At 35.8% G+C, this 11,436-nt stretch carries 10 protein-coding genes; 8 read left to right on the forward strand and 2 right to left on the reverse strand.

Annotated features, from left to right (window positions below; genetic code table 11):
- The first annotated feature begins 54 nt into the window (after positions 1 to 54).
- Positions 55 to 2,211, forward strand: coding sequence for an ATP-binding protein (locus JM81_RS06930; RefSeq protein WP_144801674.1), 2,157 nt, complete (start codon positions 55 to 57; stop codon positions 2,209 to 2,211).
- On the opposite strand, the gene lpxK is transcribed toward JM81_RS06930, so the two are convergent.
- Positions 2,195 to 3,193: a tetraacyldisaccharide 4'-kinase gene (gene lpxK, locus JM81_RS06935; RefSeq protein WP_144801677.1), complete on the reverse strand. Its 999-nt coding sequence runs from the start codon at positions 3,191 to 3,193 to the stop codon at positions 2,195 to 2,197. The two genes, JM81_RS06930 and lpxK, sit on opposite strands and share 17 nt — an antisense overlap.
- 50 nt (positions 3,194 to 3,243) lie before the next feature.
- On the opposite strand from lpxK, the gene JM81_RS06940 reads away from it, so the two are divergent.
- From JM81_RS06940 to JM81_RS06950, 3 genes are all read left to right on the forward strand, one after another.
- Entirely contained in the window at positions 3,244 to 4,338 is a 1,095-nt protein-coding gene (locus JM81_RS06940) for a Nif3-like dinuclear metal center hexameric protein (RefSeq protein WP_144805600.1), read from the forward strand.
- Position 4,339: 1 nt separating this feature from the next.
- Positions 4,340 to 5,119 carry a zinc ribbon domain-containing protein gene (locus tag JM81_RS06945; protein WP_089263083.1) on the forward strand — a complete coding sequence of 260 codons (780 nt, stop codon included), beginning with the start codon at positions 4,340 to 4,342 and terminating at the stop codon, positions 5,117 to 5,119.
- A 69-nt stretch (positions 5,120 to 5,188) separates the two neighbouring features.
- Positions 5,189 to 5,605 carry a DUF4174 domain-containing protein gene (locus JM81_RS06950; protein ID WP_222430297.1) on the forward strand — a complete coding sequence of 139 codons (417 nt, stop codon included), beginning with the start codon at positions 5,189 to 5,191 and terminating at the stop codon, positions 5,603 to 5,605.
- Here JM81_RS06950 and JM81_RS06955 read toward each other — a convergent pair whose 3' ends face one another.
- Positions 5,606 to 6,949, reverse strand: coding sequence for an FAD-dependent oxidoreductase (locus JM81_RS06955; RefSeq protein WP_089263087.1), 1,344 nt, complete (start codon positions 6,947 to 6,949; stop codon positions 5,606 to 5,608).
- A gap of 152 nt (positions 6,950 to 7,101) precedes the next feature.
- Here JM81_RS06955 and JM81_RS06960 point away from each other — a divergent pair, with 152 nt between their 5' ends.
- The 4 genes from JM81_RS06960 to JM81_RS06975 are packed head-to-tail and all read left to right on the forward strand — an operon-like array spanning position 7,102 to position 10,756.
- Complete coding sequence (locus JM81_RS06960; RefSeq protein ID WP_144801682.1) at positions 7,102 to 7,737, forward strand: flavin reductase family protein; 636 nt, start codon at positions 7,102 to 7,104, stop codon at positions 7,735 to 7,737.
- Positions 7,737 to 7,874, forward strand: a complete 138-nt coding sequence (locus tag JM81_RS06965) for a DUF2256 domain-containing protein (RefSeq protein WP_089263091.1) — start codon at positions 7,737 to 7,739, stop codon at positions 7,872 to 7,874. The genes JM81_RS06960 and JM81_RS06965 overlap by 1 nt, the downstream gene beginning before the upstream one ends.
- A gap of 14 nt (positions 7,875 to 7,888) precedes the next feature.
- A complete protein-coding gene (locus tag JM81_RS06970; RefSeq protein WP_144801685.1) occupies positions 7,889 to 9,181 on the forward strand; it encodes a DASH family cryptochrome in 1,293 nt (430 codons plus the stop codon).
- A gap of 42 nt (positions 9,182 to 9,223) precedes the next feature.
- The gene (locus JM81_RS06975) at positions 9,224 to 10,756 is read left to right on the forward strand and encodes a cryptochrome/photolyase family protein (RefSeq protein ID WP_144801688.1); all 1,533 of its coding nucleotides are present in this window, start codon (positions 9,224 to 9,226) and stop codon (positions 10,754 to 10,756) included.
- The last annotated feature ends 680 nt before the right edge of the window (positions 10,757 to 11,436 follow it).

Here is an 11,436-nt window from a genome sequence, read left to right on the forward strand (position 1 = left end):
ACCATCAAATTACATAAAGCGTTACTCTTTATATTGGTTCCATTATTTTATATAATGGCATCCACAACTCTATTTTGTCAGGATTTTGTACAGCCAAAAGAAATTCAGCCCTATTTTGACCAGGCCAGAACTTTTAGAAATCAAAATAAAATTGACCTAGCCCTAGAAACCCTGAATACCGCTGCTTCGGAAGCGGAGAAGAATGAAGATGTAAAATCATTAATTGACAGTTTACATGAACTGGCACTACTCTATCTTAAAATAGATAAAGAAGGTGATACTGAATTCTATTGGGACCGCGCCAGTGTATTATTAAAGGATATTGAATATCCTTATGGTGACGCCATGCATAAATATATTGAAGCAATTCTTCTATATAGAAGCAAGCGCAACTTTCAAGCTTTATTTATGATCAATGAGGCCAAACAACTTAACAATGATCGTAATTTTTTCAATAATTTAATTTTGACAGAAGCCAAAATCTATATTAATCTTGAAAAGTATGAGAGCGCCACAAAAAATCTAAATTCATTGATCGTCAATACAGATGTTTATGAAAAAGAATATTTGGCCACACAAGCTTATTTGACCCTTGCAAAATTAAACCTAAGAACCAATAATTTAACGGAGTCCGCAAAAAATGGGGAGAATGCTCTTGCCCTGGCTACGCAAAACGGATTTTTAGTAGATATAAAGGATGCCAACACATTGTTGACCAATGTTTATGAAAAATTGGGATTATACCAAAAATCATTGGTAAATAGCCAAAACTTGGTCAAGCTTAAAGATTCTATCTTTAATGTCGATAAAATTAAAATTGAGGCCAAAACTGCAGATAAAATAAGGGACGATTACAAAACAGAGGAAATTGCCCGTCAAGAAAAGAAAATTGAGGAGCTTACAGAATCCCAGAACAGATCAGAATTTACTACGATATTGATCAGTTCGTTTTTAATTATTATTTCATTATTGGCCGTAACCCTTTACCGGAACAATCAAATAAAATTAAAGACCAACGACCTTTTACAGACTAAGAACAAGGAACTGCAAATTGCCCGTGATGGTGCGGTACAGGCCATGGAAGCCAAAACAAATTTTCTTTCAACGGTAAGCCATGAGCTCAGAACACCTCTTTATGCGGTTACAGGGCTCACCCATTTACTGCTAGAGGAAAATCCAGAGGAACATCAAAAAGAACATCTAAAGGCCCTAAAATTTTCTGGAGACTACCTGCTTAATTTCATCAACGATATTTTACATATCAATAAAATTGATGCCAATAAACTGGAACCCCTAAACATGGAGTTCAACCTTAAAAAGGTCATTAACGAGGTTATCAATTCATTGTCTCAAAGTGCCAAGGCAAACAAAACCAAATTGATATTGGAGTATGATGAAAGCATACCCGGACATTTGTTGAGCGACCCTCTTAAACTTTCACAAATATTCATGAACTTGATAGGAAATGCAATTAAGTTCACCAAAGGAGGGGAAGTACGCATTACCACCAAATTATTGGAAAAAAATAATGATCAGGTTAAGATATTTTTTGAAGTAACCGACAATGGTATTGGTATTTCAAAAGAAAAACAAAAAAGTATTTTTGACGGATTTGAGCAAGGATCTATACAGATCAACAGGGAATATGGCGGTACTGGTCTAGGCCTTACCATTGTAAAAAGCCTATTAGGTTTGTTCAACAGTAAAATAGAATTGGAAAGTACCTTGGGCGAAGGAAGTTCATTTTCTTTTGAGATTGCAATGACCAGTATGGAAGACCTTCCGGAGGACTTTACTTTTGAAACGGCACAAAAGGACTATGATTTTAAAAATCTTCATCTGCTTATCGTTGAGGACAATAAAATCAACCAAGTCATTACCAAAAAAATGCTGTCTAAAAAAGAAATGACCAGTGACATTGCCAATAATGGTCATGAGGCAATTACCCTAGCGCAAGAAAATTTGTATGATGCCATATTAATGGATATTCATATGCCCGGCATAAGCGGTGAGGAAGCAACCATTGAAATAAGAAAATTTAATCAAGACACCCCTATTATTGCTTTGACAGCAATTTCGTTAGATGACAGTTTGGAGAGTTTTTACGCCGCCGGATGTAACGATGTGGTTACAAAGCCATTTAAACCAGAGGTATTTTACCAAAAAATAGGTGAGAATATTTTTGACAAAAAACCTAATTCAATTTCATAAAATTGTACAGTTCCTTTTGGAACAATTCGTTATCCTGAGCGTTAAACGTATGGGATACTTCTATAAAATGTAAGTTATCTAAATGTGATTTCAACCTTACATAATCTTTCTCCGTAGTTAAGATGCAATCCTTTTTTCTCAGCAAGTTTAGCTCCTTATCGGTAAAGAAATGATGATCGTTAAATTTAAGATGTTCAAAAACGAGCCCTTCCTTTTTTAAAAATTGCAATAATGGGTCTGGATTTGCAATACCCGTAACCAAGGTAACATGCTTACCCCTAAGCTCGTGTAAATAAATACGTTTACCCTTTAATTGCTTATTATAGCTTAAATGACCAAACAATACTTGCTGGTTTATTTTTGGACCAATCTTGGACCTGATGGCATCCTTCTCATGTTCAGATAAATTGGCCGGACACTTGGTTACCACAATCATATGGGCGCGTTTTGCCTCGCCCTTATTATCTCGTAAACTTCCCGTTGGTAAATACCAATCTTCAACATATAGATTATCATAGGCCGTTAAGAGAATTGAAAATCCAGGATTTACTTTTCTATGTTGAAAAGCGTCGTCCAGTAAAATTACATCAGGATGTACATTTTTTTTCAACTGGGCTATACCGTTTCTTCTATCGGCATCTACAGCAACAGCTACTTTTGGAAACTTGCTTTTTAACTGATAGGGTTCATCGCCCATATCCTCTACTCGAGTATTCCCTGTGGACAACAAAAAGCCAGTTGTTTTTCTTTTGTAGCCCCTACTTAATATAGCAATGGCATAATTATCCTGTAATGTTCTTACCAGCAATTCTATCATTGGGGTCTTACCAGTGCCACCAACGCTTAAATTGCCCACACAAATGGTTTTTACAGCAAAAGTCTTTGAAGAAAATATACCAAAGTCAAAACACTTATTTCGTATAAAGACAATAAGTCCATAAATGAATGATATGGGCAAAAGAAGTTTTCGTATTACCTGCATTAGTACGAAATTATAATAATTTATCTTTGAATATCTTATTTTTCAACAAAATGACCATAAACGATATTACGAATATCCTAGAGGAGTTTGCACCGCTAAACTTTGCAGAGGATTTTGACAATGTAGGCCTTTTAATAGGCAATGCAACCACAGAGGTCACCGGAGTCCTGGTAACATTGGATACCTTGGAAAATGTAGTGGATGAAGCCATTGCTAAAAAATGTAACCTAATCGTTAGCTTTCACCCCATAATTTTTGGGGGACTAAAAAAGATAACCGGCAAAAATTATGTAGAACGCGTAGTAATCAAAGCCATAAAAAATGACATTGCCATATATGCCAACCATACGGCTTTAGATAATGCAAGACATGGGGTAAATGCTAAAATTTGTGAAGTGTTGGGCCTAAGCAACACTAAAATATTATTGCCCCAAAAATCTACGTTTAAAAAATTGACGACCTATGTTCCGGTAGAAAATAGTGATGATGTTAAACAAGCCCTCTTTACAGCAGGTGCCGGAGAAATTGGCAATTATTCTAACTGTAGTTTTTCCGTAGAGGGCAAAGGAAGTTACAAGGCCAATAGTAATGCCAATCCCACAAAAGGAACCATTGGGGAAACCCATACGGAACAAGAAATCATGCTTACTTGTATCATGACCAAAAATAAAACCACGGCAGTGGTCAATGCGTTATTGGACAGCCATCCGTACGAGGAAGTAGCTTATGACATTCAAACATTGGACAACACCAACCCCTACATAGGTATGGGAATGATCGGAGAATTGGCAAATGCGCTGCCAGAACATCAATTTTTAAGTGATTTGAAGCTTAAAATGAAAACACCGATCGTTAGACATTCAAAATTTTTAAATAGACCAATTAAAAAAGTTGCGGTTCTTGGTGGAAGCGGATCGTTTGCAATTAGTGCGGCAAAGGCAGCAGGTGCCGATGTTTTCATAACCGCAGACCTTAAATATCATCAATTTTACGAGGCTGAAAACCAAATTGTTTTAGCAGATATAGGACACTTTGAAACTGAGCAGTTTACAAAAAACCTTTTAGTTGATTATCTTACAAAAAAAATTCCTAATTTTGCAGTCCATTTATCGGAAAGTATAACAAATCCCATCAATTATTTTTAATATGGCAAAAAAAGAAGATTCCTCTGTAGAAGCGAAGTTAAGAGCATTATATGATTTGCAATTAATTGATTCTAGAGTCGATGAAATAAGGAATGTTCGTGGAGAACTACCTTTAGAAGTAGAAGATTTGGAAGATGAAGTCCTAGGCCTAAAAACGAGAATGGATAAACTTAAAACTGATTTAGAGAACATCAACTTCGAAATCGGTGCCAAGAAAAATCTAATTGAAGAAGCTAAGGCCCTAATTAAAAAATACGGCGAACAACAAAAAAATGTTCGTAACAGTAGAGAATTTAATTCTATCAGCAAAGAATTGGAATTTCAAGAATTGGAAATACAATTGGCAGAAAAGAACATTAAGGAGTTCAAGGCTCAAATAGAGCAAAAGAAAGCTGTAATTTCTGATACTAAAGAACGTTTAGCGGAACGCGAGGCACATTTAAAGCATAAGAAGGGCGAGTTGAACGCCATATTGGCCGAAACGGAAAAAGAGGAAAAAGCTTTATTGGAAGAGTCCATCAAGTTTCAGGATAAGATTGAAGAGCGTTTGGTAAAAGCTTATGCGCGTATTCGCAAAAACGTTAAGAACGGTTTAGCCGTTGTACCTATTGAAAGAGGTGCTTCAGGTGGTTCTTTCTTTACTATTCCACCCCAAGTACAGGTAGAAATTGCCTCAAGGAAAAAAATAATTACAGATGAGCATAGTGGTCGTATTTTGGTTGACCCAACGTTAGCCGAAGAGGAAAGCGAAAAAATGCAAAAAATGTTCGCAAAGTTATAAGAACATGTCATCATGAGAATAAAAAGGCCATCTTTTAGAAGATGGCCTTTTTTTAGTATATTACTTTTAATGAGCCTATTTCACCATTTACTAATATTATCTGCACTCTTTCATATCCATATGATAAACGCACAAACAATCAAGGATTTTCAATGGAAGAATAGAATACTAATTTTAAATAGTAACTCAACCAATACCAGTTCAGTAGACCAAGCCATACAAAAAATCAATGGGGCACAGCAGAACGTTCAGGAAAGGGACCTCATGGTCCTTATTCTCAACAAAGACAAATTTTATACTTTAGAAAATAAATTGGTAGACCTTAAACCGGTTGCCTCTCTCAATACTTTAAATGATGGCTATATCTTAATTGGTAAGGATGGTGGCATTAAAGCACAGGAACCATATCCTTTGGACCTTAAAAAATTATTTGACCTCATTGATAGTATGCCCATGAGAAAGTCTGAAATAAAAATAAAATACTGATTAGCCCAATAGTTCCAATATTTTTTCCTCTACTTCCCTACTATCCCATTTTTTATCCAAATCAGGCATTTTCATCACCTCTTTCATAATGGCCTCTTGCGCATCTCCTTCTGCCAATGCTTCTGCATAAGGTCTTAGGGAAAAGGTAACCCTACTATATGCGGGCACCCATTTATCCGGATATTTGGAGGCAAAGTGTTTTTCAATTTTCTTTTGTAGCAAAAAATTGGCATCTGCGGTCTTACTGCTCATTTCCACAAAATTTCGATAACTTAATTCTGCAATGGCGTCCGCATTAGGTTTTCTCCTTTCTTGATAGGTCTGAAAAATTTTTTCCCAATCATTGCCCAGTTCTTGTATTATCTGGTCCAGCACATAAATATCCTCAAAACCGGCATTCATTCCCTGACCATAAAAAGGAACAACTGCATGTGCAGAATCTCCCACTAGCGCTACTTTGTTCCAATAGGTCCATGGGTAACATTTCATGGTAACCATGGCACTGGTAGGGTTTTTAAAAAAATCTTCCGTTAAGTTTTCTATTTCATTTTTTACATTGGGAAAATAGGTCGTAAAGAACAAGACCGCGTCTTGCTTGGTCTTAATACTTTCAAAGGATACATCCCCTTCAAACGGCATGAACAACGTACACGTAAAGCTACCATCTAAATTGGGCATGGCTATGAACATAAATTTGCCCCGTGGCCAGATATGAAATGAATTTTTGTCCAATTTATGTGTACCGTCACTATTGGCGGGTATGGTTAGTTCCTTATATCCTACGTCAATAAAATCCTGGGAATAATCAAACCTACTGCGGCGCTGCATTTTGTGGCGCACCCTAGAAAAGGCACCGTCACAGCCAAATACCAAATCATATTCGTATTCTTTCCATTCTCCTTTTTCACTCTCACCCGTAAATATTTTGGCCTCTGGTAAGTCTATATCCCATACCTTTTCCTCAAAACGAAAATCTACACCATTTTTTTCGGCAAGGTCTATCATCTTCCGGTTCAGTACCCCCCTGGATATGGACCATATAGCTTCACCGTCCTTTCCATATTTTTGATAATACTCCGGTTTACCTATAACATGCATGGCACGCTTGTCCAATGGAATGGCAATGGTCTTAATCTCCTCTTCCAGGCCCACGGCTTTTAAGGCATTCCACCCCCTATTGCTCATGGCCAAGTTGATCGACCTTCCTGAAAATTCTATATTTCTAATATCGGGCCTTCTGTCGAACACCGTTATGCGGTGCCCGTATCTTTTTAAATAAATTGCCAGTAATGAACCTACTAGTCCGGAGCCTATAATGGCTATATTTTTTCTTTCTTGGGTCATGCTTGAGGCTTTATGCCATCATTAAGTGAATGTTAAATGTAGCAAATAATGAACTATTTATAGCATTCATTATACAAACTAAACAAATCAATTTGGAATTCTTACGATAATAATGTTTAACTTTATTTAAAATTAATTAAACAATTTTTATTTTGAAATATTTCAATATTGAAGCGTTGCAAAAACTTCCCAGCAGGCACAGGGCCCACCTCATCAATACCTGCACCGGATATAAATCTGCCAATCTAATTGGGTCAAAGGATAAAAATGGTATCACTAATTTAGCGGTCTTCAATTCCGTAGTACATATTGGTAGTAACCCTCCAATGCTAGGTTTTATTCTTAGACCATTGACCGTAAGGAGAGATACTTACCATAATTTTAAGGAAACCGGTTTTTTTACGGTCAATCAAATAACTAGTTCAATTATCAAAGCGGCCCACCATACATCCGCCAGTTATAATCATGATATTTCAGAATTTTCAAAAACCGGTTTAACCGAAATGTATTTGGATGATTTTTTTGCCCCGTACGTAGCGCAAAGTAATATAAAGATAGGTTGTAGCTATATAAACGAGTATACGATTAAGGAAAATGGATGCCTATTGATTATTGGAGCTATTGAACACTTGTACCTACCGGAAAATATTATTCAAGACGATGGCTGGTTACACTTAGAGAAAGCGGATACGGCTGCTATTATTGGGCTTGATGGTTATGCGTTGCCTAAACTGTTAAACAGGTTCAATTATCAACAACCAGATGAACTTATCAAAACCATCTTATAATGGCCCATAAGAAACAATTTTTACCAACCAAAATCTGTGCGGTATGCAAAAGACCATTTACGTGGCGCAAAAAATGGGAAAGTAATTGGGAAGAGGTAAAATATTGTAGCGAAAAATGTAGAAGAAATAAAGCTTAACCAAAAACTATATCATGAACAATATCATTTGGTTTAGAAATGATTTAAGAATAGAGGACAATATTTCATTGGTTCATGCCATGAAAGGCAAGAAGGTTATCGCCTACTATTGTTTTGAATCACTTTTTTTTAAAGAGGATATATATGGATTTAAAAGAACGGAGAAATTTAGGGCCAAATTTTTAATAGAGACCTTAAAAAATTTAAAAGAGCAGTTAAAACAACTCCATATACCCTTATTTGTATATCAAGGAGAATCAGCTACCCATCTTACGCAATTGATCAATTTACATCAAATAGATAATGTGTATTTACAGAAAGAATGGACAAGAGACGAACAGGATATAGTAAATATGGTTAAGAATAAGGCAAGGTCTACCACGTTCATTGAAACCTTTGATCAATTTTTATTTCATCCAGAGGATATACCCTATTCATCCTATGACTCCATACCTGAAATTTTTACGAGTTTCAGAAAAAAATGTGAGCTTAGCGTAAAGGTAAGGCCCATAGCCAAGATCACTCATACATTACCTTTGGATAATCTTATTGAAACCCATACGCATATACCTACCATAACGGAATTAGGATTTAATGAGTTCACCGTGGATAAACGTACGGCCTTTCCCTTTAAAGGGGGCACTTCTGAAGCCAAAGAAAGAATTGACCACTATTTTTGGAAAACCAGAAAACTGGCATATTATAAAAAGACCAGAAACGGACTTGTTGGCACTGATTATAGTTCCAAACTATCCCCGTGGTTGGCCAATGGCAGTATCTCTCCTAAAATGATCTTTTGGGAAGTCAAGCATTTTGAGAAAGAAATAACCAAGAACCAAGATACCTATTGGCTCATATTTGAACTTTTTTGGCGTGATTATTTTAAATATATATCCTTAAAACATCAAAATACTATTTTTCTGCAACAGGGTATCCTCCAAAAAAAATATGATTGGAAAAACACCAAGAGCATAAAAACCGATTGGATAAACGGTATGACCAATGAACCTTTTGTAAATGCCAATATGAAAGAATTGGCTATGACCGGATGGATGAGCAATAGAGGAAGGCAAAATGTAGCAAGTTTTTGGTCAAAGGAAAAAGAACAGGATTGGCGTATAGGAGCTGCCTATTTTGAAAGTATGCTAATTGATTATGATGTGCACAGCAACTATGGAAATTGGATGTATGCCAGTGGAGTGGGCAATGACCCAAGGGACAGAAAGTTTAATATAAAAATTCAAGCTGAGCGCTATGATGGTAATGGCAAGTACCAACGTCTATGGTTGCAGAATACCTTGTTTTAACTGCAATACCCCCCACAAATAAGATAATTTAAAACACAGAAAATGAAGACCTTACGCTTAATTCTTGGCGATCAATTAAACCAAAACCACTCATGGTTCAACACCGTTGATGAAAATGTTATTTATATCATGGCGGAAATGAGGCAGGAAACGGATTATGTAAAACACCATATCCAAAAAGTAGTGGCTTTTTTTATGGCCATGCGCGACTTTAAGGAACAGCTCTCGTCCAAAGGGCATCACTTTATCTATTACACCGTTACCAACCCAGAAAACCCACAACAACTTAAGCAACTGATAGCACAGGCCATTGAGAAAAACAAAATACATAGATTTGAGTACCTATTACCTGATGAATATAGGTTGGATCAGCAATTAAAGGAAATTTGTGCAGACCTGACAATAGATAGCGCATTTTTTGATACGGAACATTTTTATACCACTCGTTCACAGTTAAAGGACTTTTTTAACGGAAAAAAACAATTGATCATGGAGAGTTTTTACAGAATGATGCGTAAAAAACATAACATCATGATGGTAAATGATCAACCGGAAGGTGGTAAATGGAACTTTGACCACGCCAATCGTAAAAAATGGAAAGGTCAACCAACCATACCCCATGAAAGGGGCTTTAGGAAAAACGTAACGGAAATTTTAAAAGAATTGGAAGAGGCCAATGTAGTAACGTTTGGATCAATTGACCCTGAACAATTTAGTTGGCCCGTTACCAGAGCGGACTGTCTTTCCGTACTAAACTATTTCTGCAATGAACTTTTAGTACATTTTGGTGATTACCAAGATGCTATGCATGAAGATCAGAAATTTTTGTTTCATTCGCGCATATCGTTTGCCATGAACGCGAAAATACTATCCCCAAAAGAGGTCGTAGATAAAGTTTTAGACCACTATTATAGCCATAAAGAAGATATACACATTTCGCAAGTAGAAGGCTTTATACGGCAAATAGTGGGATGGCGTGAATACATGAGAGGTATTTATTGGAAAGAAATGCCAGATTACAAAAACATGAACAAATTGGAAAACACCAATAAACTGCCAGATTTTTATTGGACCGGAAATACCAAAATGAACTGTTTAAAACACGCTATTGGCCAAAGTTTGGATACTGCCTATGCCCACCATATTCAACGACTTATGATTATTGGCAACTTTTCCCTGTTAACACAAATGCACCCAGATGAGGTGGACAAATGGTACCTGGGCGTATATATAGATGCCATAGAATGGGTAGAAATCACTAATACCAGAGGCATGAGCCAGTTTGCAGATGGCGGTATAGTGGCTACAAAACCATATGTAAGCAGTGCTAATTATATACATAAAATGAGTAATTATTGTGGTAATTGCCAGTATAGCCATACTAAAAAAATTGGTGAAAGCGCATGCCCTTTCAATGCTTTATACTGGAACTTTTTAGCAGAAAAGAAAAGTCATTTTAAGGACAATCAACGTATGGCCATGATGATGTCCCTATTGGACAAAATGGATGGAGAAAAATTAGCGGAACTGCAAAAAAGAGCGCATCTAATAATTCAAGATCCAGATGCTTTTTAATTTCAATACCAACTATAAAAAACACTAAAATTCATTCCTTTTTTAAATTGAATATTCCCGTTAAAAACCCAAAAAACTATAATTTTCAAAAATCTGACGAAAACAAGAATTATTTAGAAGGATAAACCATCCCATTTCTTAAATTCCTACGAATTTTATAGTGTAACGTTTTTGAGATTTTATTAAAAAAAAACGCTGTTACCCCCTAATAGTGTGATTACTATCGATTAACGACATTAAGTTATCGGCAAAGTAATTTTAACACTTTTCACCACACTCTTACAACAATTCCATTGTTTAAAAATTAACAAAAACAGCAATAATTCAATTTTTGAGGTTTTTACATTAATTAAAATTAACTAATTGATTTTCAGTATTTTATATTTAAAAAAATAATAAATGTTAAAATTTTGAAATTTATTTGAAAGAAAATTACTGCAAACAAAAAACCACAACTTTTACTTGCTACACAACAACAATTTAATTTTAAATTTTTATCAGCGTTAATTTGTCATTGTCCGTTTACTGGTAGATTTCTAGCCGTGGACGTACAGTTTTGAACGACGAAACTAGAAAGTTCAGTATTAAGGAATATTCTATTTCAACAACGTTCAAAGTTTGACATAAAAACAATTTGACCAGTTGCCGTACATAACTTTAAAAAGTCTGTACTGCCAAAA

It is taken from the genome of Maribacter sp. MAR_2009_72, from assembly GCF_007827235.1.
Lineage (GTDB): Bacteria > Bacteroidota > Bacteroidia > Flavobacteriales > Flavobacteriaceae > Maribacter > Maribacter sedimenticola.

What these genes read in the sequence shown, in the direction of transcription:
- JM81_RS06930 (WP_144801674.1), top strand. Translation starts at nt 55, where the DNA reads ATGGCATCCACAACTCTATTTTGTCAGGATTTTGTACAGCCAAAAGAA.
- lpxK (WP_144801677.1), bottom strand. Translation starts at nt 3,193, where the DNA reads ATGCAGGTAATACGAAAACTTCTTTTGCCCATATCATTCATTTATGGA.
- JM81_RS06940 (WP_144805600.1), top strand. Translation starts at nt 3,244, where the DNA reads ATGACCATAAACGATATTACGAATATCCTAGAGGAGTTTGCACCGCTA.
- JM81_RS06945 (WP_089263083.1), top strand. Translation starts at nt 4,340, where the DNA reads ATGGCAAAAAAAGAAGATTCCTCTGTAGAAGCGAAGTTAAGAGCATTA.
- JM81_RS06950 (WP_222430297.1), top strand. Translation starts at nt 5,189, where the DNA reads ATGAGCCTATTTCACCATTTACTAATATTATCTGCACTCTTTCATATC.
- JM81_RS06955 (WP_089263087.1), bottom strand. Translation starts at nt 6,949, where the DNA reads ATGACCCAAGAAAGAAAAAATATAGCCATTATAGGCTCCGGACTAGTA.
- JM81_RS06965 (WP_089263091.1), top strand. Translation starts at nt 7,737, where the DNA reads ATGGCCCATAAGAAACAATTTTTACCAACCAAAATCTGTGCGGTATGC.
- JM81_RS06970 (WP_144801685.1), top strand. Translation starts at nt 7,889, where the DNA reads ATGAACAATATCATTTGGTTTAGAAATGATTTAAGAATAGAGGACAAT.
- JM81_RS06975 (WP_144801688.1), top strand. Translation starts at nt 9,224, where the DNA reads ATGAAGACCTTACGCTTAATTCTTGGCGATCAATTAAACCAAAACCAC.